20 protein-coding genes are annotated in these 21,715 nt (G+C 62.4%); 8 read left to right on the top strand and 12 right to left on the bottom strand.

Annotated features, from left to right (window positions below; translation table 11 throughout):
- Window positions 1-102 precede the first annotated feature (102 nt).
- The 8 genes from NKJ11_RS13965 (at window position 103) to NKJ11_RS13930 (ending at window position 8,821) form a co-directional block, all read left to right on the top strand.
- A complete protein-coding gene (locus NKJ11_RS13965; RefSeq protein ID WP_024502750.1) occupies window positions 103-1,059 on the top strand; it encodes a carbohydrate ABC transporter permease in 957 nt (318 codons plus the stop codon).
- Window positions 1,056-2,000, top strand: a complete 945-nt coding sequence (locus NKJ11_RS13960) for a carbohydrate ABC transporter permease (RefSeq protein ID WP_023810088.1) — start codon at window positions 1,056-1,058, stop codon at window positions 1,998-2,000. The genes NKJ11_RS13965 and NKJ11_RS13960 overlap by 4 nt, the downstream gene beginning before the upstream one ends.
- A 4-nt stretch (window positions 2,001-2,004) precedes the next feature.
- Window positions 2,005-3,120, top strand: a complete 1,116-nt coding sequence (locus tag NKJ11_RS13955; RefSeq protein WP_023810089.1) for an ABC transporter ATP-binding protein — start codon at window positions 2,005-2,007, stop codon at window positions 3,118-3,120.
- 88 nt (window positions 3,121-3,208) lie between these two features.
- Window positions 3,209-4,711 carry a GMC oxidoreductase gene (locus NKJ11_RS13950; RefSeq protein ID WP_352610306.1) on the top strand — a complete coding sequence of 501 codons (1,503 nt, stop codon included), beginning with the start codon at window positions 3,209-3,211 and terminating at the stop codon, window positions 4,709-4,711.
- On the top strand, window positions 4,708-5,466 hold the full coding sequence (locus tag NKJ11_RS13945) for a 3-ketoacyl-ACP reductase (RefSeq protein WP_023810091.1): 759 nt from the start codon (window positions 4,708-4,710) through the stop codon (window positions 5,464-5,466). Before NKJ11_RS13950 ends, NKJ11_RS13945 begins: the two co-directional genes overlap by 4 nt.
- 12 nt (window positions 5,467-5,478) lie before the next feature.
- Entirely contained in the window at window positions 5,479-7,107 is a 1,629-nt protein-coding gene (locus NKJ11_RS13940; RefSeq protein WP_023810092.1) for a GMC family oxidoreductase, read from the top strand.
- Between the two features lie 17 nt (window positions 7,108-7,124).
- The gene (locus NKJ11_RS13935; RefSeq protein ID WP_023810093.1) at window positions 7,125-7,433 is read left to right on the top strand and encodes a Dabb family protein; all 309 of its coding nucleotides are present in this window, start codon (window positions 7,125-7,127) and stop codon (window positions 7,431-7,433) included.
- 152 nt (window positions 7,434-7,585) lie between these two features.
- Window positions 7,586-8,821 (top strand): MFS transporter, encoded by a 1,236-nt coding sequence (locus NKJ11_RS13930; RefSeq protein WP_502905795.1) that lies wholly within the window; start codon window positions 7,586-7,588, stop codon window positions 8,819-8,821.
- Window positions 8,822-8,828: 7 nt separating this feature from the next.
- Here the strand turns inward: NKJ11_RS13930 and NKJ11_RS13925 are convergent, their stop codons facing one another.
- From NKJ11_RS13925 to NKJ11_RS13870, 12 genes are all read right to left on the bottom strand, one after another.
- Entirely contained in the window at window positions 8,829-9,674 is an 846-nt protein-coding gene (locus NKJ11_RS13925) for an EamA family transporter (protein WP_013529691.1), read from the bottom strand.
- Window positions 9,671-10,573, bottom strand: coding sequence for an endonuclease/exonuclease/phosphatase family protein (locus NKJ11_RS13920; RefSeq protein WP_352793537.1), 903 nt, complete (start codon window positions 10,571-10,573; stop codon window positions 9,671-9,673). The genes NKJ11_RS13925 and NKJ11_RS13920 overlap by 4 nt, the downstream gene beginning before the upstream one ends.
- A gap of 164 nt (window positions 10,574-10,737) precedes the next feature.
- Entirely contained in the window at window positions 10,738-12,288 is a 1,551-nt protein-coding gene (locus tag NKJ11_RS13915; protein ID WP_023810096.1) for a cation:proton antiporter, read from the bottom strand.
- Window positions 12,289-12,561: 273 nt separating this feature from the next.
- Window positions 12,562-13,626: an ABC transporter ATP-binding protein gene (locus tag NKJ11_RS13910; protein WP_023810097.1), complete on the bottom strand. Its 1,065-nt coding sequence runs from the start codon at window positions 13,624-13,626 to the stop codon at window positions 12,562-12,564.
- A 30-nt stretch (window positions 13,627-13,656) separates the two neighbouring features.
- Complete coding sequence (locus NKJ11_RS13905; protein WP_023759707.1) at window positions 13,657-14,448, bottom strand: ABC transporter permease; 792 nt, start codon at window positions 14,446-14,448, stop codon at window positions 13,657-13,659.
- Window positions 14,445-15,359, bottom strand: a complete 915-nt coding sequence (locus NKJ11_RS13900) for an ABC transporter permease (RefSeq protein WP_023810098.1) — start codon at window positions 15,357-15,359, stop codon at window positions 14,445-14,447. Before NKJ11_RS13900 ends, NKJ11_RS13905 begins: the two co-directional genes overlap by 4 nt.
- A gap of 63 nt (window positions 15,360-15,422) precedes the next feature.
- Window positions 15,423-16,529 (bottom strand): ABC transporter substrate-binding protein, encoded by a 1,107-nt coding sequence (locus NKJ11_RS13895; protein WP_127290572.1) that lies wholly within the window; start codon window positions 16,527-16,529, stop codon window positions 15,423-15,425.
- A gap of 242 nt (window positions 16,530-16,771) precedes the next feature.
- The gene (locus NKJ11_RS13890) at window positions 16,772-17,944 is read right to left on the bottom strand and encodes an iron-containing alcohol dehydrogenase (RefSeq protein WP_352440920.1); all 1,173 of its coding nucleotides are present in this window, start codon (window positions 17,942-17,944) and stop codon (window positions 16,772-16,774) included.
- A gap of 17 nt (window positions 17,945-17,961) precedes the next feature.
- Window positions 17,962-19,347, bottom strand: a complete 1,386-nt coding sequence (locus NKJ11_RS13885) for an aldehyde dehydrogenase family protein (RefSeq protein ID WP_352793534.1) — start codon at window positions 19,345-19,347, stop codon at window positions 17,962-17,964.
- Window positions 19,348-19,362: 15 nt separating this feature from the next.
- A complete protein-coding gene (locus NKJ11_RS13880; protein ID WP_352793533.1) occupies window positions 19,363-19,782 on the bottom strand; it encodes a type II toxin-antitoxin system VapC family toxin in 420 nt (139 codons plus the stop codon).
- A complete protein-coding gene (locus NKJ11_RS13875) occupies window positions 19,772-20,209 on the bottom strand; it encodes a helix-turn-helix domain-containing protein (RefSeq protein WP_352793531.1) in 438 nt (145 codons plus the stop codon). Before NKJ11_RS13875 ends, NKJ11_RS13880 begins: the two co-directional genes overlap by 11 nt.
- Before the next feature lie 60 nt (window positions 20,210-20,269).
- Entirely contained in the window at window positions 20,270-21,640 is a 1,371-nt protein-coding gene (locus tag NKJ11_RS13870; protein WP_352554228.1) for a glutamine synthetase family protein, read from the bottom strand.
- Window positions 21,641-21,715 lie beyond the last annotated feature (75 nt).

The raw sequence follows: 21,715 nt of genomic DNA, 5'->3' as shown, positions 1-21,715 counted from the left end.
GCCACGCGCCAAAAACGCCTTCCCCGCTCCGGCGGGGAAGGCCCAGATCCGCGAACTTATGTCTGCGAAGCTGGTTGGCCGCGAGTCGACGGGAGGAGCCCCATGAGCACGGTAGCGACAAGCCAGATCAAGCTGACGCCGGAGCATGCGCGGCCACGCGCCTCGGTGCGCTCACGCCTGCAGGACGCATTGCCGAAGATCGTGCTGGCGCCCAGCTTCGCCATCACCATCGTCTTCGTCTACGGCTTCATCCTGTGGACGATCTATTTGTCCTTCACCAATTCCAAGACCTTTCCATCCTATGTCCTAACCGGCTCGCGCGCCTATCAGCGACTGTGGGGCTGGACCTTCGACACCGACCCGCCCTCGAGCTGGTACACGTCGATCACCAATATGGGTATTTTCGGTTTCCTCTACATCGCAATCTGCCTGGCGCTCGGCCTGTTCCTGGCCATCCTGCTCGACCAGAAGATCCGCGGCGAAGGCGTGCTGAGGCCGATCTATCTCTACCCGATGGCGCTGTCCTTCATCGTCACCGGCGTCGCCTGGAAATGGTTCCTCGATCCCGGCCTCGGCCTCGAGCAGACCTTGCATCAATGGGGCTGGACGAGCTTCCATTTCGACTGGATCAAGAACAAGGATTTCGTCATCTACACGGTGGTCATTGCCGGCGTCTGGCAGGCCTCCGGCTTCATCATGGCGATGTTCCTGGCCGGCCTGCGCGGCATCGACGGCGAGATCATGAAGGCGGCGCAGATCGACGGCGCCACCACCTTCCAGCTCTACCGCCGCATCGTCATCCCGCTGCTGCGGCCGATCTTCCTGTCGGCCTTCATCGTGCTCGCGCACCTCGCCATCAAGTCCTACGATCTGGTCGTGGCGCTGACCAGCGGCGGCCCCGGCGGCTCGGCCTGGCTGCCATCCAACTTCATGTATGAGTACACGTTCAAGCGCAACGAAATGGCCGTCGGCTCGGCCAGCGCCGTGATCATGCTGATGACCATCGTCGCAATCATCGTGCCGTATCTCTATTCGGAACTGCGGGAGAAGCCGCGATGAGCGCCGTCACCACTCCCGCCCGCCAGGCCTCCGGCGGCGTCAACGTCAAGGTTATCAACCGCATCGTCATCTACGGGCTGCTGGCGCTGTTTGCGCTATTTTATCTGATGCCGCTGTTCGTCATGCTGGTGACCTCGTTCAAGACCATGGACGAGATCCAGAACGGCAACATGCTGGCGCTGCCCAGGGCGCCGACCTTCGATCCGTGGCTGAAGGCCTGGGGCGAGACCTGCGTCGGCCTCACCTGCGCCGGCATCAAGGGCTATTTCTGGAACTCCATCAAGATGGTGGTCCCGGCCGTCCTGATCTCGACGATGCTCGGCGCGCTCAACGGCTACGTGCTGACCAAGTGGCGTTTTCGCGGGGCAACGCTGGTGTTCGGGCTGATGCTGTTCGCCTGCTTCATCCCGTTCCAGTCGGTGCTGCTGCCGATGGCGACCATCCTCGGCAGTCTCGGCCGCTTCGGCGTCACGCTGCAGAATGCAACGGGAACCAGCTTTGGCCTAGGCAACCCGACGGTCAACCTCGTCTTCGTCCACGTCGTCTACGGCATCGGCTTCACCACGCTGTTCTTCCGCAACTACTATGAGGCGTTCCCGACCGAACTGGTCAAGGCGGCACAGGTCGACGGCGCCTCCTTCTTCCAGATCTTCCGGCGCATCATGCTGCCGAATTCAATGCCGATCTTCGTCGTCACGGTGATCTACCAGTTCACCAACATCTGGAACGACTTCCTGTTCGCCTCGGCTTACGCCGGCACCGGCGACGCGATGCCGATGACGGTGGCGCTCAACAACGTCGTCAACACCTCGACCGGCGTCGTCGAATACAACGTCAACATGGCCGCCGCGATGATCGCGGCACTGCCCACCCTTCTCGTCTATGTGCTCGCCGGCCGCTACTTCGTGCGTGGTCTCATGGCTGGCGCCGTCAAAGGATGATCTGATGGCTTTTCTGGAAATTGATGGTCTGAGAAAGCGCTTCGGCCAGGTCGAGATCCTCAAAGGGATCGATGTCGAACTCGAGAAAGGCGGCTTCCTGGTGCTGGTCGGCCCTTCCGGCTGCGGCAAGTCGACCTTGCTCAACACCATCGCCGGCCTGGAGACGATCACGTCTGGCGAAATCCGTGTCGACGGCCGCACCATCAACGATCTGCACCCCTCCAAGCGCGACATCGCCATGGTGTTCCAGAGCTATGCGCTCTACCCGAACATGACGGTGGCCGGAAACATCTCCTTCGGCATGGAGATGCGCGGCGTGCCGGCGGCGGAGCGCCAGAAGGCCATCGACAAGGTGGCCAAGGTGCTGCAGATCGGCCACCTCTTGCAGCGCAAGCCGAGCCAGCTTTCGGGCGGCCAGCGCCAGCGCGTCGCCATGGGCCGGGCGCTGGTGCGCGACCCCAAACTGTTCCTGTTCGACGAGCCGCTGTCCAACCTCGACGCCAAGCTGCGCGTCGACATGCGCATCGAGATCAAGCGTCTGCACGCCACCACCGGCACAACAATCGTCTACGTCACCCACGACCAGATCGAGGCGATGACGCTGGCCACCAAGATCGCTGTCATGCGCGATGGCGAGGTGCAGCAGTTCGGCACCCCGGCCGAGATCTACAACAACCCGAGCAATCTCTTCGTCGCCGATTTCATGGGCTCGCCGGCGATGAACCTGATCCCGGCGACCATCGGCACGTCAGGCAATGCGCTGTCGGTCGTGCTGCAGCGCGAGGCGCGCGAGCCGATCTCGCTGCCGATGGCGAATGCACCGGCCGGCCTGTCGGCATTCCAGGGCAAGCCGATTATCTTCGGTGTCCGCCCCGAAGCCCTGACCGATCCGGAAGGTGCCGAGCGCAACGCCTCGCACATCGCAACCGCCGACTGTCACATCGAGGTCGTCGAACCGGCCGGCTCGGATACCTTCGCCGTCACCAATCTCGGCGGCAAGGGCGTGGTGGCGCGGCTGCGCGCCGATGCCAACATCCAGCCGGGCACCAACACGCCGCTCGCCTTCAACCTGACCAAGGCGGTGTTCTTCGATCCGGCGACCGAGACCCGTATTCGCTAATGTATGTCGCCCAAAAGTGGATCCGGTTTTGGGGCAACGACATGCATCAAAACAAGAAACTAAAGCGCGTCGGGACGCGATTTAGGCCATGACAAATCCGGACATCGTCATCATCGGCTCCGGCATTGGCGGCGCCACGATCGCCTCCGGCCTTGCCGGCAGCGGCGCCTCGATCCTGATGCTGGAACGCGGCGAGCCGTTGCCGGCGACACCGCACGCGCGCGACACACGCTCGATCTTCGTCGACGGCCATTACAGGCCGAAGGAGATGTGGCGTGAGGCGGGTGGTGCCGCCTTCAACCCCGGCAATTACTACTATGTCGGCGGCAATTCGAAGTTCTATGGCGCGGTGCTGATCCGCTACCGCAAGGAGGACTTTGCGGCCATGGAGCATTTCGGCGGCGTCTCTCCGGCCTGGCCGTTCACCTATGACGAATTCGAGCCCTGGTATTCGAAAGCCGAACAGCTGTTTCGCGTGCGCGGTGCACTGGGCGAGGATCCCACCGAGCCGTTCCATTCGGTCCCCTATGCCTACAAGCCGGTGCCCGACGAGGCACCGATCGCCCGCGCCCGCGCCGAGCTGAAAAACCTTGGCCTGCATCCGGCCTCGCTGCCGCTCGGTGTCGACATCGAAACCTGGCTGAACGAGGGCAAGACCGGCTGGGACGCGTTTCCCAACACCGGCCAGGGCAAGGTCGACGCGCAGACCGGTCCGCTGACGGCGGCGCTGACCGACCAGAACATTCGGCTCGAGACTGGCGCTTGCGTCGAATATCTCGAAGCCTCGGCGGACGGCACGACGATATCAGCCATTCACTACCGCCAGAATGGCGAGTTGAAGAAAGTATCACCGAAGCTGGTCATCCTCTCAGCCGGCGCGGTCAATTCCGCAGTCATCCTGCTGCGCTCGCCCTCTCCTGATGGCAAAGGCCTGGCCAACCGGTCCGACCAGGTCGGCCGCAATTTCATGAACCACAATTCGAGCGCCATGCTGGCGATCGACCCGCGCCGCCGCAACGATGCCGTGTACCAGAAGACGCTGATGCTGAACGACTATTACCTGTCCGGCGGCAAGGGCGGCAAGCCGCTCGGCAACGTCCAGCTGCTCGGCAAGATCGACGGCAACATGCTGCAGGCCAATGTCAGGTACACGCCAAAATTCGCGCTTGATTTCATGGCCGGCCACGCCGTCGACTGGTACCTGATGTGCGAGGACCTGCCGGATCCCGAAAGCCGCATCATGGTTGATGGCAAGGACATCGTCATGCAATGGCGGCGCTCCAACATGCAATCGCTCGACGGGCTGACCAAGGTGATGCGCGAAAACTTCCGCGCCTGCGGTTATCCCATCGTTCTCTCGCGCCCCTTCGACAAGCGCACGCCGTCGCACCAATGCGGCACGATAAAGATGGGCGACGATCCGGCGACGGCGGCGCTCGATCCGTTCTGCCGCTCATTCGATCACCGGAACCTGTTTGTCGTTGACGCCGGCTTCCTGCCGAACTCGGCGGCGGTCAATCCGGCATTGTCGATCGCCGCGCAGGCGCTGCGTGTCGCCGATCACATCCATAAGACGGACCTCGCCGCATGACCCGCCCCTCCGCCATCGTCACCGGCGGCGCGCGCGGCATTGGGCTTGCCTGCGCCCAGGCACTGGCGGATGCCGGCTTCGATATTCTGGTCGTCGACCTTGCCGAAACGGCCGCTGACGGACTTGCCACCGACATCACCAAGCGTGGCGCGAAGTTCGCCTACGTCCAGTCCGACATCGCCGATCTCGCAAGCCACACCGTACTTGTCGATACCGCGATGCGCGCCTTCGGCCGCATCGACTGCCTGGTCAACAATGCCGGCATCGGCGCCGTGGTGCGCGGTGACCTCCTGGACCTCAAACCGGAGAACTTCGACCGCACAATGGGCATCAACCTGCGCGGTACCGTCTTCCTCAGCCAGGCTGTCGCCAAGGCGATGCTGGCCACTTCGGGCGATCAGAGATCGATCATCACCATCACCTCGGTCAGCGCCGAAATGGCGTCGCCGGAGCGGCCGGATTACTGCATCTCGAAAGCCGGGCTTTCGATGTGGGTGAAGAACCTGGCGCTGCGGTTGGCGCCCGAAAACATCGGCGTGTTCGAGGTGCGGCCCGGCATCATCCGCACCGACATGACTTCAGGCGTGACCGCCAAATACGATGCCCTCATCGACAGTGGACTGGTGCCGGCCAAACGCTGGGGCGAAGCATCGGACATCGGTGCGGTGGTGGCGACGCTCGCCGGCGGCAGGCTCGGCTTTTCGACCGGCTCGATCATCAATGTCGATGGCGCCCTCTCCGTGCCGCGACTATAAGTGGACAGTGTCATGACCGACTACATCATCGTGGGCGCCGGTCCGGCCGGCTGCGTTCTGGCCAACCGATTGAGCGAGGATCCGGCAAATTCGGTCCTGCTGCTGGAAGCCGGCGGCAAGGACTGGCATCCCTATATCCACATGCCTGCCGGCTTTGCCAAGATGACCAAGGGTATTGCTTCCTGGGGCTGGTCGACCGTGCCGCAGAGTCATATGAAGGACCGCGTCTTCTGGTACACGCAGGCTAAGGTGGTCGGCGGCGGCTCGTCCATCAATGCCCAGATCTACACGCGCGGCAACGCCCGCGACTACGACGACTGGGAGAAGGAAGAAGGCCTCGCCGGCTGGGGCTATCGCGATGTATTGCCCTATTTCAAGCGCGCTGAGAACAACCAGCGCTACGCCAACGATTTTCACGGTGACCAGGGCCCGCTCGGCGTCTCGAACCCGATTGCGCCGCTGCCGATCTGCGAGGCCTATTTCCGTGCCGGGCAGCAGATGGGCATCCCCTTCAACCCGGACTTCAACGGCGCTGCCCAAGAAGGCGTCGGCTATTACCAGCTGACCCAGAAGGATGCCCGGCGCTCGTCCGCTTCAGTCGCCTATTTGAGGCCGATCCGCGCCCGCAAGAACCTGACCGTCCGAACCGATGTGCTGGTGACGCGCATCGTCGTCCAGAAGGGCCGCGCCATCGGCGTCGAAATTGTCGACAGACCGGGCGGCGAGAAGAAAATCCTGCGCGCCGAGCGCGAGGTGATCGTCTCGTCCGGCGCCATCGGCTCGCCGAAACTCTTGATGCAGTCGGGCATCGGCCCCGCCGACCATCTGAAGTCGGTCGGCGTCACGCCGGTGCACGACCTGCCCGGCGTCGGCTCCAACATGCAGGACCATCTTGATCTGTTCGTCATCGCCGAATGTACGGGCGATCACACCTATGACAACTACGCCAAGCTGCACCGCACGGCCTGGGCCGGCCTGCAGTATCTGCTGCTGAAGAAAGGGCCGGTGGCCTCCAGCCTGTTCGAGACCGGCGGCTTCTGGTACGCCGACCCGACCGCCGCCTCGCCCGACATCCAGTTTCATCTCGGCTTGGGTTCCGGCATCGAAGCCGGCGTCGAGAAGCTGAAAAACCCTGGCGTCACCCTGAACTCGGCTTTCCTGCGTCCGCGTTCGCGCGGCACGGTCCGGCTGAAGAGTGCCGACCCGGCCGACCACCCGCTGATCGATCCGAACTATTGGTCCGATCCCTATGACCGCGCCATGTCGATCAAGGGGCTGCGGCTGGCCCGCGAGATCATGCGGCAGAAGGCGCTTGCCCCTTACGTGCTGCGCGAGGTGCTGCCCGGCCCGTCACTCGCCAGCGACGACGAGCTGTTCGACTATGCCTGCCGCAGTTCCAAGACCGACCACCATCCGGTCGGCACCTGCCGCATGGGCCATGATGATATGGCTGTCGTGACGCCGGATCTGCGGCTGCGCGGCATCGAGGGCCTGCGCGTCTGCGACGCCTCGGTGATGCCGCGCGTGCCTTCATCCAACACCAATGCGCCGACCATCATGGTCGGTGAAAAGGGCGCCGACCTGGTCCTTGGCCGCGAGCCGCTGCCGCCGGCGGTGTTTTCCGGAAACCGGGCTGCTTAGCCACTGAGGAGTAAGACATGATCAGGCACTGTGTTTTCGTCAAGCTGCGCAACGATGTCGACGCCACCGAGCGCACGGCGATCCATGCCGATCTCGAGGCGCTGCGACAGGTGATCGACGGCATGGACGCAGTAAAATTCAGCGCCAATGTCAGCCCGGAGCCGTTCGCACGCGGCTTCACCCACGGCTTCACCATCGATTTCCGCGATGCTGCCGCGCGCGATGCCTATCTTGTGCATGAAGCGCACCAGCGCGCCGGCGCGCGCCTGGTCGCTGCCCTGGAAGGCGGCACGGACGGACTGCTGGTGTTTGATCTCGAAATCTAAACCTACCCTCAAGCCACGATCGAGTTCATCGACAGATGGCACCGGTCGGTCTCATCGCACCTTCCGCCATTCCTGCGGGCGTTCGATCAAATGAGCCACGCGAAAACGTGACCACCGGTCTTCCCTGAACTGGCCGATAATTCCCCCCATCGATGATGATGGAGGAAGATTTGCCCCTTAATTCGCAGCAGAAGAAGACCGTCCTTGCCTCATTCCTGGGCTGGACGCTCGATGCTTTCGATTTCTTCCTTCTGACATTCCTGCTCACCGATATCGCGACCGAATTCCACGCCGACGTGCCCGCGGTCTCCAAGGCGCTGTTCCTGACCTTGGCGACACGCTTCATCGGCGCGTTCTTCTTCGGCATGCTTGCCGACAAATACGGGCGCAAGGCGATCCTCATGCTCAACATCGTCAGCTATTCGGTGATTGGCGCGCTGGCCGCCTTCTCGCCCAATCTCGGCATATTCCTCGCCCTGCGTGCTTTGTTCGGCATCGCCATGGGCGGCGAATGGGGGCTTGGCAGTTCGCTGGCCATGGAGTCCATTCCGCCGAGCGCACGCGGCATGGTCTCCGGCATCCTGCAATGCGGCTATCCGGCCGGCTATCTGCTGGCGGCGGTGGTCTATGGTCTGCTCTATCAGCAGACGATCGGCGGCTACACGATCGGCTGGCGTGCCATGTTCCTGCTCAGCTTCGTGCCGGCGCTGATCGTGCTCTTCATCCGCTCGCATGTGCCGGAATCGCCGGCCTTCGTCGAAGCGCAGAAGACCGCGAGACCGGGCATGTGGGAAACCCTGCAGAAACACTGGGGCGTCGCGCTCTATGCCGTCGTGCTGATGATGTTCTTCAATTTCTTCAGCCATGGCACGCAGGATCTTTATCCGACCTTCCTGAAGAAGCAGCATGGCTTTGATCCGCACACAGTGAGCTGGATCACCATCGTTGCCAATATCGGCGCCATCGTCGGTGGCCTGGCATTCGGCGCGCTGTCGGAGAAGATCGGCCGCGTCAACGCCATCACGCTGGCATGCCTGATCGCCTTGCCGTCCATCCCGCTATGGGCCTACTCGACCACGCCGTTCATGCTCGCCATCGGCGCCTTCGTCATGCAGGTCGCGGTCCAGGGTGCCTGGGGCGTCATCCCCGTGCACCTCAACGAGCTTTCGCCCGGCGCGGTGCGGGCGACCTTGCCCGGCTTTATCTATCAGGCGGGCAATCTCGCCGCGTCCTATGGCGGCCCCTATCAAGCAGGAATCGCTGAAAGCGCCGGAGGCAGCTATGGCTATGCCCTGGCGCTGTTCGCAGGCGTGGTCGCCGTCTGCATCATCATCGTCATCCGCTTCAGCCCGGAACGACGTGGCCAGGTGATGACGGTCCTGACCTGAGCGGCGCCTAACCAAGCCTCAGCGCGACGACGCCGGCCACGATGCTGAGCGCGGCAGCACCGCGCCAGCCGGTCATTTTTTCGCCGAGAGCGAAGACCGAGATCATCATGGCAAACAGGATCGAGGTTTCACGCAGCGATGCCACCGAAGCGATCGGCGCCTTGGTCATCGCCCACATGACGATCCAGTAGGCGGCACCGCTGAGCACGCCGGTGAACAGCCCTGCCTTCCAGTCGCGCGCCAGCACCGGCAGCGCCTTCGGCCCGCGGAAGATGAGGCACAGCACCAAGGCGCCAAAAGCATCGCAGATAAACAGCCAGGCTGCATAGCTCTGCGCGGTTGCCGCCAGCCGCGCGCCGCTACCGTCGGACAGCGTGTAGCTGGCGATGAAGATAGAGGTGCCCAGCGCGAAGCCGACCGCGCGCAGATTGAGCTTCTCCAGATGCGCGCCGCCGCGAAACGACATCACCAGCGTGCCGGCCGACAACAGGAAGATGCCGAGCATGGCGAACGGGCCGGGGATTTCGGCAACGACGAACATGCCTCCAAAGGCCGAGAGCAGAGGTGCTGTGCCCCGCGCCAGCGGATAGGTCTGTGCGAAATCGCCGGCCTTGTAGGCGCCGATCAGGAACGTCCGGTAGCCCATGTGGAAAATGACCGAGGCGATGATGTAGGGCCACACTTCCGCCTTCGGCACTTCGACGAAAGGCAGCACCACGAGGGCCGCAGCGCCCATGCCGAGCGTCATCAGCGTGATCGACAGGAAGCGGTCGAGATGGACCTTGACCAGCGCGTTCCAGATCGCGTGCATGGCGGCGGCGGCAAGCACTGCGAAGAAGACGAAAAGCGTCATGTGGCAATTCCGGGCGTTTCCAGGTCGATGTCGACCCGTAGCGGAAAATGATCCGACGCAACCTCGCCGATGTCGGCACTGATCGAACGCACCCGCCCGGCGAACACGCCGCCGACGAAACAATGGTCGAGCCGGCGCTTTGCCAGCTTGCCGTCGATGGTCTTCACATGGGTGTGGAAGTCCGGAACCGGCTCCCCGGCAACGGCGGCGGCATCGACGAAACCATCAAGATAGGCGGCACCCCGATGGTAGGGCGTGCTGCCGACGATGCGGCGATATTCGGCGCTGCCCGGCTCCATGTTGAAATCACCCATCCAGATCGCCGCCAGCGGGTTTTCCGGTTCCGCTTCGCCGCTGGTCCAGTTGCGCGCGGGCTCGTCGTCGACGCCGCTCCACGGCCCGCCATCGGACGGTGCCCGGCGATGCTCGGCCAAGAGATAGTCGATCTGCTCCAGCCGCTCCTCGGCCGCGATGTGGGCGAGATGCAGCGACAACACCCGCACCGGCCCTGCCGGCGTGCGGATCATGCATTCAAGCGCGGCGTTGCGGGTGTTGAGCGGCCGCTGCGTGCGGCGCATCGGCAGCGCATGCAGCCGCGACCAGACGATCGGCAGTTTCGACAGCACCATGGTGCCGAACTGGCGGCGCCGATTGACCAGACGGCCGTCGCGCCTTTCGCTGGCATCCATGTCGAAGGCCGGGCCGTAAACCCAGTGATGTTCGGGCAGCAGACGGGAAAGCAGCTCCGGCTGATCATCGAAATTGCTGCGCTGCCAATTCCGCTCCACCTCTTGAAGCGCAATGATGTCGGCGCCGGCAACGATGCGCGCGGCGCGCGAAAGATCGTAGCGGCCGTCGCCGCCGAACCCGTACTGGATGTTGTAGCTGACCAGCTTCATTGCTTATCCGGCTCAATTTCGTGTTGGCAGTAGCGGTTCGATGCCACGGTTGCAATGTGCAGGAGAATGGACGTGGCTTGGACCAGCCTTGCTTCACCGGGATCATGCACCGATCCCGAAGCACTTCGGTATCTTCCGTGCGCCGGAAAACGGCGTGCGATGCCTTATGTATTCAGCGGCTGGAACCGGCCGGGTGGCGACGCCGCCAGTTCGGTCCAGTCGATCTCTTCCTCAAGGCGATGATAGGCTTCGTCGCCAATCGTCCCGTTGCGGCGCAATTCCTCCAGCGCGTCGCGCTGGCTCTTGATCGCATAAAGACGCAAGCGGTCATATTCGGTCGCTGCCTGGGCATCGTCGGGATTTTTGGCGATCTTGCGTTGAGCGGCATATTGCTCGCGCACCGCGGCCGCCGCGTCCGATGTCTTGCCGCCCAATATGTCGAGCGCGGCCTGCATGACCACGACGCGTGCCTGCGCAACCTCGCGGTCGACCGTTTCGTCAGGGTCGAGATTTAGCAGGCGCAGCAGCGGCTTCAGGCTCATGCCTTGCAGCACCAGCGTGCCGAGCACGACCGTGAAGGCAGCGAGCACGATCGGGTCGCGGGCCGGGAATTCAGCCGGCAGGGCGAATGCCGCCGCAAGCGTCACCAAACCGCGCATCCCGCACCAGCCGATCAGCACGCCGCCCCGAAACGACGGAGCGTCACGCTGACGATCAGCTCCGCCGGAACGGTCAAACCACCTGATGATCGCGCCGCACCCCAGCACCCAGATGAGGCGTGAGACGATGACGATGGCAAGCACTGTCCCGGCCAGGACGAACGCATCGGTCTGCCCCTGCCCGGCAAGCCGGCCGACGATCGTACGTGCCTGCAGGCCCATCAGCACGAAAGCCAGGACATTGAGCACGAACACCGCCGTTTCCCAGACCGAATAAGAGCTGATGCGGTTTCTGGCCGGCATGCGGCGCGGCGCGGTGCGGGCGATCGTCATGGCATAGACGACTATGGTGATGATGGCCGACAGTCCGATCCTGTCGGCCAGGATCCAGACCCCGAATGTGCCGGCAAATTGCACCACGGTGCCGCTCGCCGGGTCCTCGATCCGGCCCAGCGTTATCAGAGACACCCGGCCAAGCAGGTAGCCGGCCGCAAGACTGCCGAGCGTGGACAGCAGGATCATCGGAACGGCGCTGCTCAGCAGAATGGAACCTGCTGCCGCCGAAATCGCCATCCGGTAAATCAGCAACGCGGTGGCGTCGTTGAGCAGGCTCTCGCCCTGCAGAATGGCAGTGATGCGGTGCGGCACCTTGAACTGGCCAAGCACGGCCGATGCCGCAACCGCATCGGGCGGCGCCACGATGGCGCCAAGCGCTATGGCTGCGGCGATCGGCAGGCCTGCCATCGCCCAGCCGGCCAGCGCAACCGTCGCTGTCGTGAAAAGGACGGCGCCAAGCGCCAGCAGCACAAGCGGCACCCTGTAGCGGTTGAGATCGCGCAGCGAGGTATCATAGGCGGCATCGAGCAGCACCGGCGCGATGAACAGGGCTAGCGCCAGTTCCGGATCGATCTCTATGGTCGGGACGCCAGGCACGAAGGCGATGGCCACCCCTGCCAGCGCCAGCAAAGAGGGATAGGGAACCTGCACGCGCCGCGACAGCGCCGTCAGCGCAACGGCGATCAACAGCAGAACGAGTGTCAGTTCGAAAAGCGCCATGGCCTGTTATAGCCGGGAAGCGAGACGCTGGCAGTGGCAAAGCGGCTGGAAACTGTTGATTGGCCAGCAAGCTCGAGCCGATGGGAATATGCCTCGAATTGCCTTCCGCCGATGCCCTGCCAAATCGACAAATGCGCCGACCGCACTGACATCGAAATCACCGATAGAGGGCTCGCTTAAACCCTGCATTGCAGCCCATACCACGCGGACGGAAGCATCCTCCCGTCTTCGCAGACCGGGATGCAGCCATTCATTTTGAACAAGCGCATCAGCCTAGTGAAGCACCAGCATATCGCTCGACGAGAACGAGATCTCGGCCTTTTCACCGACTGCGGGGGGCGGTGTCGCCGGGCTGTTGAAGGTGTCGAGCGAGACCGTGTTGCCGCCGATGCCGACACGAACCCGGATGACCGAGCCGAGGAAATGCACCTCGGATATCTCTCCCGAAAGGCTGGAATCGCGGCCGGGCTGTCGTCCGAGCGAGATTGCCTCAGGCCGCAACGCCAGCGACAGCGTGTCGCCTGACTTGGAACCGTTGAGCTTGCCCTTAAGCGAGACCTGTTCGGAATTGACCCGCACCGTGCCTGCAGCCGCATCGGTGACGGTGCCTTCCAGCACGTTCAGCGTGCCGACGAAATTGGCGACAAACTTGGTCGCCGGGCGGTTGTAGATCTCGAACGGCGTGCCGACCTGCTCGGCCTTCCCGCCATACATGACGGCGATGCGGTCGGAGATCGACAGCGCCTCTTCCTGGTCGTGCGTCACGAAAATGGTTGTGATGCCGAGCTTCTTCTGGATCGAGCGGATTTCCTCGCGCAGCGACACACGCACCTTGGCATCGAGCGCCGACAGCGGCTCGTCGAGCAGCAAGAGCTTCGGCTTCGGCGCGATGGCGCGGGCCAGCGCGATGCGTTGCTGCTGGCCGCCCGAGAGCTGGTAGGGATAGCGATCCGCCATCTGCGGCAGCTTGATGATGCCGAGCATCTCGGCGACGCGGGCATCGATATCGGCCCTCGGCATGCCGGCGACCTTCAGGCCGAAGCCGATATTCTGCGCCACGGTCAGGTTCGGGAACAGCGCATAGGCCTGGAACACCATGCCGACATTGCGCTGGTTGGGCTTCAGCCTCGTAATGTCCTTGCCGCCGACGACGATCGTGCCCGCGCTCGGCTCCTCGAAACCGGCGACCATGCGCAACACGGTGGTCTTGCCGCAACCGGACGGACCGAGGAAGGAGACGAATTCACCACGCTCGACGTCGAGATTGAAATCCTCCACGACCGTGGTGGCGCCGAAGGATTTTCGAACGTGCTGGATGGAGAGGAAGGGGTCGGCCATGGCGTTCTTCTTTCGATCAGTACTTTTCGATCAGTTGGGACGGTTCGCGGATCTCGGCGCGAAGCGGGACAGTATCTGGATCAGCGACATGCAGCCCCAGGTGATGGCGAAGGCGATGATGGCAAGTGCCGCCGGCTCATAGGCGCGGTTGGCACCAATATTCTGCAGATAAGGGCCGAAGGCAGGCCGGTTGAGCAGGCTGGCCATGGTGAATTCGCCGATGACGATGGCGAAGGTGAGGAAGGCGCCCGAGAGCACCGCGATCAGCACGTTGGGCAGGATGACACGGGTGATGATGGTGCCCCAGCCAGCCCCAAGGATCTGGGCCGCTTCCGTCAAAGTGCGCACGTCGATTGTGCGAAGCCCGGTGTCGACGGCGCGATACATATAGGGCAGCGCCAGTGTCGCATAGCCGATGACCAACAAGGCATTGGTGCCTGTATCGGTCGCCAGAAACGGCAGCGGCGAATTCGACCCGTACATTCTGATGTAGCCGAAGACGATGACGATGGCTGGGATAACCAGCGGCAGCAGGGTAATGAACTCGACGATCGGCCGCAATTGCGGCAGCCGAAGCCGGATCCAATAAGCGGCGGGCACCACGATCAGCACACCGAGAATGATGGTGAAAACGGCGGCCAGTACCGAATAGCCGAAGGTGGCCTGGAAACGGGCGTCGCCCAACACGACCTTGTAGGCGTCGAAGGAGTACTCCCCGCGCCGCATGCGCATCGAGAACTCCACGGTCGCGATCAGCGGGATGAAAAAGTAGGCCGCGCCAAGAGCGAAGACGAGCCAGGCCCAGAACTTTCCCGACTTCATTTCAGCCACCTCTCGGAACGGGTCCGGAACCAGATGTAGAACACATTGGCAAGACCGGTGATGACGATCATGCCGAAGGCGATGGCATAGCCGAGATGGGCATTGTGCAGCACATCTCCACGGATCTGTGCATAAAGCAGGATCGGCACGATGTTGAGCGACGAGCCGGTCAGCGCATAGGCGGTGGCGATGGCGCCGAAGGCGTTGGCGAACAACAGGATCACGGTGCCGAGGAAACTCGGCCAGATCACCGGAATGACCACCATGCGCCAGTACTGGGACATGGTCGCGCCCAGCGTCGCGGCTGCCTCGCCCCATTCCTTCTTCAGCCCGTCGATGGCCGGCACGATGATCACCACCATCAGCGGTATCTGGAAATAGACATAGGTCAGTGTCAGGCCCCAGAATGACAGGATGTTGAAGCCATGCGCGTAGATGTTAAGGCCGAACACGGTGTTCAGGATCACCGTTGCAAGGCCGAGGCGGCCGAGCGTGGCGAGGAAGGCAAAGGCCAGCGGCACGCCGGCAAAATTGGAGGCCACGCCGGAAAACGTCAGTGTCGCCGAACGTATCCAGTCCGGCAGGCCACCGCGCACGATGGCAATGGCAATCGCCAGGCCCGCGAATGCGCCAATCAGCGATGAAGCAAGACTGATCTTGATAGAAATCCAGTAGGCGGCAACGATGGACGGTTGCGCCAGCGCTGCGATGTTTTCGAGAGTGAATTCGCCGGCATCGTTCTGGAATGCACCCAGCATCAGATAGAGCGTGGGCAGGATGAGGAACATGATGGCGAAGATGAAGAACGGTGCAACGCCAAGCCACTGGGTCGGCAGCCGCATGCTGCGTGCCTCGGCGGGAGGCGCGGTCTTCCCGGTAACAGCGTGGTCGGACAATGAGATATCGGTCATGCGCCGGCTACCGTCTTCGAGAGAAGGACCGGGCGGCCGCGAGGCCGCCCGGCATGGTGTGAGTTACTTGACGTTGGCGCCGACGACGGCATCCCAGTTCTTGGTGATGGCTTCCTTGGACTTGCCCTGCTCGTCAAGCGTCGGGAACACGGCGGAAGCATAGGCTTCGGCCGGCGGCAGCTTGGCGAGGATGTCAGCCGGGATCTTGCCGTTCTTGGCGAGATCGTTGAAGCGGATCGGGTGGCAATAGCCTTTCAGCCAGCCGATCTGGCCTTCGTCCGAGTAGAGGTATTCGAGCCAGAGCTTGGCTGCATTCGGATGCGGCGCGTAGGCGCTGATCGCCTGCACATAGACACCGGCGACAACACCGGTCTTCGGCACGACGACGTCGACGGGCGGATTGCCCTTCAGCGTGTCGCGGCCGGCGAGCGCGTTGTAGTCCCAGGTGACGAGGATCGGGGTCTGGCCCTGGGCTAGCGTCGCGGCCTTGCCGATGACCGGCACGAAATTGCCGGCGGCATTGAGCTTCTTGAAGAAGTCGAGGCCCGCGGTGCCGGCAGCCTCACCGGCGGCGGCGCCTGACGACAGGCCGGCGGCATAAACCGCCTGGATCGCCTGGTTCGAGGCACGCGGATCACCGGCAAGGGCTACCGAGTTGGCGAATTCCGGCTTCAGCAGGTCGGCCCAGTCGGCCGGAGCTTCCTTGACGAGGTCCTTGTTCACCTGGAAGGAAAGCACGCCGTAATAGTCGCCGGTCCAGAAGCCTTCGGCATCCTTGGCGCTGTCGGGGATCGAGTCCCAGGTCGACACCTTGTAGGGCTGGATCAGGCCATCGGCCTTGGCGGTCGGACCGAAGGACAGGCCGACGTCGATGACGTCAGGCGCCTGCGGGCCCTTGTTGTCTTTGTTGGCCTTGATCGCCTCGATCTCGTCGCCGGAACCGGCATCGGGATTGAGTTCGTTTACGGTGATTTCCGGATACTTCGCCTTGAAGCCGGCGATGACGTCGCCGTAACCGCACCAGTCATGCGGCAGCGCGATGGTGGTGAGCTGGCCTTCCGCCTTGGCGGCCTTGACGAGATCGTCCAGCGAATCCGCGGACGAAATCACCGTCGACGCGAAAAGCGCCGCGGCCGAAAGGGAAAGCACTTTCCCCGTGAATTTGAACATGTGTTCTCTCCGTTGAACTGACGCCGTTGGACGCCTGCGATGCGGTATCGTTTTCATGTGACAGCCAGATGAAAGCTTTGTGAAAGCGGCTGCTCGCAGTGCGAAAAAGTAAACTCTTTTTAACCTGATGTAGCAATCGCTTCGGGATTCTTTTTCCGGCTAACTAATTTCTGCCTTGCCCGTCATCCTCCCCCTTTGTTTTCATAGCCCCTTTTCAGATCACTTTGCGTGCGGAAAACGCCTCAGACCGTGCCGGCGATGGCGTTTTCGAGCAACGTCAGCGCCGCCTTTTTGGTCAGCTTGACCGGGTTGCCGCCGGCAGTCGGATCGACCACCGCCATGTCGGCGATCAGCGTCTTACGCTTCTTGTCCATGTCGAGCCCCTTGATAAGGCCGGGCAGTGCATGCGGCACCTTCAGTTCCTTGCGAAGCTTGATGATGGCTTTGGCGAAGCCGTCGAAGCCGCCCTTGATGCCGCAATAGGCGGCGAGCCGGCCAATACGCTCCTCGATGGAGTCCCGGTTGAAGGCCAGAACATAGGGCATGAACACCGCGTTGGTCATACCGTGATGGGTGTCGTAGAGCGCGCCGACAGGGTGCGAAAGCGAATGGATGGCACCGAGCCCTTTCTGGAAGGCGGTGGCGCCCATGGCAGCGGCGCTCATCATATGGGCGCGCGCAACGAGATCCCTGCCGTTGGCATAGGCCTTGGGCAGGTTCTCGAAGACCAGCCGGACACCTTCGACAGCAATGCCGTCGGCCATCGGATGGTAGCCGGGCGCGCAATAGGCTTCGAGGCAATGGGCCAGCGCATCCATGCCGGTACCGGCGGTGATGAAGCCCGGCATGCCGACCGAAAGCTCCGGATCGGCAATGACGATAGCCGGCAACAATTTGGGATGGAAGATGACCTTCTTGGTGTGCGTGGCCTCATTGGTGATGACGCCGGCGCGGCCAACCTCCGATCCGGTCCCGGCGGTGGTCGGCACGGCGATGATCGGCGCGATGGCATCCGAGTTGGCGCGCGTCCACCAGTCGTCGACATCCTCGAAATCCCACACCGGCCGCGTCTGCCCGGCCTGGAAGGCGATCAGCTTGCCAAGATCGAGCGCCGAGCCGCCGCCGAAGGCGATGACGCCGTCATGCTTGCCCTTCTTGAACACGGCGATGCCGGCGGTCAGGTTGGATTCGACCGGGTTCGGCCTGACCTCGGAGAAAACGCCGTAAGGGACCTTCGCATCGTCGAGGATCTTCAAGGTCGAGGCGACGACCGGCAGTTTCGCCAGGCCCGGATCGGTGACGAACAACGGCCGCTTGATGCCGGTGGCCGTCAATACCTCGGGCAATTCCTTGATGCGACCGGCGCCGAAGCGGACGGTGGTGGGATAGTTCCATTTGGAGATCAGCTTGGACATTTTTGTCTTTCAATAAATCAGATGGCTTCGCGCAGATGGAAAGATTTCGGCCGGGTCAGATTATCGTAGCCGATGGCCGACAAGCCCGCACCCTTGCCGGTGTCCTTGACGCCGGTCCAGACCAAGGCCGGGTCAAGATAGTCGCAGCGGTTCATGAACACCGTGCCGGTTTCGACGCGGTTGCCGATCGCCACCGCATGCTCGGTATCGCGCGTCCAGATCGAAGCGGTCAGCCCGTAGGGGCTGTCGTTCATCAGCGCGATCGCCTCTTCGTCGTTGCGCACCTTCATGATGCCGACGATCGGGCCAAAGCTTTCCTCACGCATGACGCTCATCTGATGGTCGACTTCTGTCAGCACTTCCGGCGCCAGATAGGGCGAACCCGCCTTGTCGTTAGCCACCTTCATATTGATGTGCGCCTTGGCACCCTTGCGCAGCGCTTCGGCCTTCTGTTCGCGGATCAGGTCGGCGAAGCGCGCCTGCGCCATCGGTCCCATCGTCGTCGCCTGGTCGAGCGGGTTGCCGACGACATAGTTCTTGGTCTCGGCGATGAAGCCTTCGACGAATTCGTCATAGACCTTCTCGTGCACGTAGACACGTTCGATGCCGCAGCAGCACTGGCCGGAATTGTAGAAGGCGCCGTCGACCAGATTGGCGACCGCATGGTCCATCTTGGCGTCGGGCAGCACATAGGCCGGATCCTTGCCGCCAAGCTCCAGGCCGAGCGTCATGAAAGTGCCAGCCGCTGCCTTTTCGATGGCGCGGCCGCCGGCGACCGAACCGGTGAAATTGACATGGTCGATCTTCCCCGAGCCGAGCAGCCTTTCGGTCTGGGCGTGGTTCAGCACCACATTCTGGAACACGCCCTTGGGCAGGCCGATCTTGTCGAAAGCTTGTTGGAAGCGCTCGCCGACCAGCAGGGTCTGCGCCGCATGCTTCAGGATGACGGTGTTGCCGGCCATCAGCGCCGGCACGATGGTGTTGACGGCGGTGAGATAGGGATAATTCCACGGCGCGATCACCATGACGACGCCGAGGGGGTCCTTCTTCACATAGCGGCGGAAGCCGTCCTTCGGGTTGGAGGCAGGCACCGACTTGAGCGCCTGCTCGGCGATCTCGACCATATAGGTGGTGCGTTCCCTGACGCCGCCGAACTCGCCGCCGTAGCGTACGGGCCGCCCCATCTGCCAGGCGATCTCCGGCACGATCTCGTCGGTCATCGCAACCAGCGCTTCCAGCATGGCCAGCATGTACTTGCCCCGCTCGACGATCGGTGTCTCGGCCCACTTCTCCTGCGCCGCCTTGGCGCGCTCCACCGCGGCGTTGATCGCCTGGTCCGTTGCCACGGGCCTCTCGGCATAGATCGAGCCATCGACGGGGGATATGAGTTTCACGGTTTCCAATTAAACGTCTCCAAATCAACAAGGAACTGTTTTGACGAAGCCAGCCGAGCCATAGGCAAGGATCGCGCGATCGCGGGTGATAATTTCCAAATTCTTCGAGCGCGCCGTAGCTATGATGATCCGGTCTGTTGGATCGTTGTGAACGACGCCGGGCAGGAACGAAGATTCGACCAAGAGCTCACTGTCGATCCCTTCAACACTCGTTGCACCAGCCTGCACGAACCGTTCAAACCATGAGAGCGGTGACTTGATGAACGGAAGCCGGCCTTTAGAAACCAGCATTCCGATTTCCCAGGCGGACATGACGGAAACGGCGATCACGTCGCCATTTTTCCGCGCGCTTGTCACCCTCTCAACCGCCGCTCTCGCGACCGGTTGTTCCGTCGAGAGCCATAGTATGAAGCATGTGTCCAGGAGCACCCCATCAGTCGTCATACACCTTGCCCCAGTCCGGATCCGCGGGTGCGGTGTAATCGACGTCCGGAAGAAGCGTGAGCGTCCCAGCCATGCACCCAAACAACGGATCGCCGCCTCGAGGCGGCACGATGTATTCTCCAGCGGTGTCGTTTTTGTCTGACGCATTCTCGAAATCCACCTGCCCCTCCATGAAGCCGGGACGACGCTCCGCCGCCTTCGCATCCGAAGAGCCCAGGTGGACCAACACCTCGCTTTCCGGCTGGTCGAAAATTTCAGCGATCTTGCGTATTTCATCAACTTGCATACGCCGCTCACCGTTCAGCGTCCGCGACAGGGCGCTGTAGTGCATGTTCATTTGGGTGGCCATGCGGCGCACCGTCAGGTTGCGCTCCTTCATCTGACTGTCAAACCATACCTTGTCGACGTTGGCTTTGCCTTGGGGCAATCCTGCCTCCCATATGTTGTGCTGCCATAATCACAACATAGTGCGAAAAACGCAACACTGTCAATATCGCTCGAACCCTCTGTGCAGTTCCCAATCTGTAATGCGGCGGTCGTATTCGAACTGCTCCCACTTTGCGGTGTGGACATAGTGTTCGAGCACATCCTCGCCGAGCGCCTGCTTGAGCATCTTCGACTTCGCCAGCGTGTCGGTGGCATCGCGCAGCGTCTTCGGGATCTCCGGCAGGCGAGATGCCTGATAGGCATCGCCGACGAACGGCTTCTGCAATTCCAGCTTTTCGTCGATGCCGGCAAGGCCGGCGGCGATCAGCGCTGCGAACGCAAGATACGGATTCAGATCGGCGCCGCCGATGCGGCATTCCATGCGGATGCCCTTGGTGCCCTCGCCGCACAGGCGGAAGCCGGCGGTACGGTTGTCCTCGCTCCACATGATCTTAGTCGGCGCGAAGGTGCCGGCCTGGAAGCGCTTGTAGGAGTTGATATAGGGCGCCAGGAACCAGGTGAATTCCTTGGCGTATTTGAGCTGGCCGGCGGCCCATTGCTGGCCAAGCGTCGACAGCGTCCAGTCGGCCGTCTTGTCGAAGAACAGCGGTGTCTTGCCGTCGGCGCTCCACAGCGAATTGTGGATGTGGCTGGAATTGCCGGCGAGCCCGTAATTATACTTGGACATGAACGAAATCGCCTTGCCCTCGGACTCGGCGATTTCCTTGGCGCCGTTCTTCAGGATGACGTGGCGGTCGGCCATGTCGAGCGCCTCGGCATAGCGCACATTGATCTCTTCCTGGCCCGGACCCCACTCGCCCTTGGAATTTTCGATCGGGATGCCGGCCGCTTCCATCTCATTGCGAAGCCGGCGCATGACGCCTTCTTCCTTGGTGGTGATGCCGATCTGGTAGTCGCCGATATAGGGCGATGCGGTGTCGAGACCCTGCCAGTGCTTCTTTCGGGCAGAATCGTATGTCTCGTTGAACAGATAGAATTCGAGCTCGGAAGCGAAATAGCCGATATAGCCGCGCTCGCTCAGCCGCTTGACCTGCTTCTTGAGGATGGCGCGCGGCGAGTGCGGCAGGTCATCATGGGTGTGGTGGTCGAGCACGTCGCAGATCACGAGTGCGGTCTTTTCCAGCCAGGGAATGCGCCGCAGCGTGGCGAGATCCGGCTTCATGACGAAATCGCCATAGCCCTTCGACCAGCTCGCGGCCTTGTAGCCCGGCACCGGTTCCATATCGATGTCGGCCGCCAGCAGATAGTTGCAGCCATGCGTTTCGTCATGCGCGGAATCGATGAAGTACTGCGCCAGGAAGCGTTTTCCCGCCAACCGTCCCTGCATGTCGACGATGCAGGCCAGCACGGTGTCGATCTCACCGCTGGAGACCGCTTTCTTCAACTGATCGAACGAGAAATTTCCGGCCATTCCTTTGGCACTCCAGCACTTGTCGATTGAAAGGGATAAACGTAGCCATGGCCGGCGCGAGGCCGGCCATGGCCA

It is taken from the genome of Mesorhizobium sp. M0243 (assembly GCF_040321775.1).
GTDB lineage: Bacteria > Pseudomonadota > Alphaproteobacteria > Rhizobiales > Rhizobiaceae > Mesorhizobium.
This window is presented reverse-complemented; position numbering and strand designations above follow the sequence as displayed.

What these genes read in the sequence shown, in the direction of transcription:
- NKJ11_RS13940 (WP_023810092.1), top strand. Translation starts at nt 5,479, where the DNA reads ATGACCGACTACATCATCGTGGGCGCCGGTCCGGCCGGCTGCGTTCTG.
- NKJ11_RS13920 (WP_352793537.1), bottom strand. Translation starts at nt 10,573, where the DNA reads ATGAAGCTGGTCAGCTACAACATCCAGTACGGGTTCGGCGGCGACGGC.
- NKJ11_RS13950 (WP_352610306.1), top strand. Translation starts at nt 3,209, where the DNA reads ATGACAAATCCGGACATCGTCATCATCGGCTCCGGCATTGGCGGCGCC.
- NKJ11_RS13905 (WP_023759707.1), bottom strand. Translation starts at nt 14,448, where the DNA reads ATGAAGTCGGGAAAGTTCTGGGCCTGGCTCGTCTTCGCTCTTGGCGCG.
- NKJ11_RS13960 (WP_023810088.1), top strand. Translation starts at nt 1,056, where the DNA reads ATGAGCGCCGTCACCACTCCCGCCCGCCAGGCCTCCGGCGGCGTCAAC.
- NKJ11_RS13870 (WP_352554228.1), bottom strand. Translation starts at nt 21,640, where the DNA reads ATGGCCGGAAATTTCTCGTTCGATCAGTTGAAGAAAGCGGTCTCCAGC.
- NKJ11_RS13930 (WP_502905795.1), top strand. Translation starts at nt 7,586, where the DNA reads ATGATGATGGAGGAAGATTTGCCCCTTAATTCGCAGCAGAAGAAGACC.
- NKJ11_RS13895 (WP_127290572.1), bottom strand. Translation starts at nt 16,529, where the DNA reads ATGTTCAAATTCACGGGGAAAGTGCTTTCCCTTTCGGCCGCGGCGCTT.
- NKJ11_RS13890 (WP_352440920.1), bottom strand. Translation starts at nt 17,944, where the DNA reads ATGTCCAAGCTGATCTCCAAATGGAACTATCCCACCACCGTCCGCTTC.
- NKJ11_RS13880 (WP_352793533.1), bottom strand. Translation starts at nt 19,782, where the DNA reads ATGACGACTGATGGGGTGCTCCTGGACACATGCTTCATACTATGGCTC.
- NKJ11_RS13910 (WP_023810097.1), bottom strand. Translation starts at nt 13,626, where the DNA reads ATGGCCGACCCCTTCCTCTCCATCCAGCACGTTCGAAAATCCTTCGGC.
- NKJ11_RS13935 (WP_023810093.1), top strand. Translation starts at nt 7,125, where the DNA reads ATGATCAGGCACTGTGTTTTCGTCAAGCTGCGCAACGATGTCGACGCC.
- NKJ11_RS13955 (WP_023810089.1), top strand. Translation starts at nt 2,005, where the DNA reads ATGGCTTTTCTGGAAATTGATGGTCTGAGAAAGCGCTTCGGCCAGGTC.
- NKJ11_RS13945 (WP_023810091.1), top strand. Translation starts at nt 4,708, where the DNA reads ATGACCCGCCCCTCCGCCATCGTCACCGGCGGCGCGCGCGGCATTGGG.
- NKJ11_RS13915 (WP_023810096.1), bottom strand. Translation starts at nt 12,288, where the DNA reads ATGGCGCTTTTCGAACTGACACTCGTTCTGCTGTTGATCGCCGTTGCG.
- NKJ11_RS13900 (WP_023810098.1), bottom strand. Translation starts at nt 15,359, where the DNA reads ATGACCGATATCTCATTGTCCGACCACGCTGTTACCGGGAAGACCGCG.
- NKJ11_RS13965 (WP_024502750.1), top strand. Translation starts at nt 103, where the DNA reads ATGAGCACGGTAGCGACAAGCCAGATCAAGCTGACGCCGGAGCATGCG.
- NKJ11_RS13925 (WP_013529691.1), bottom strand. Translation starts at nt 9,674, where the DNA reads ATGACGCTTTTCGTCTTCTTCGCAGTGCTTGCCGCCGCCGCCATGCAC.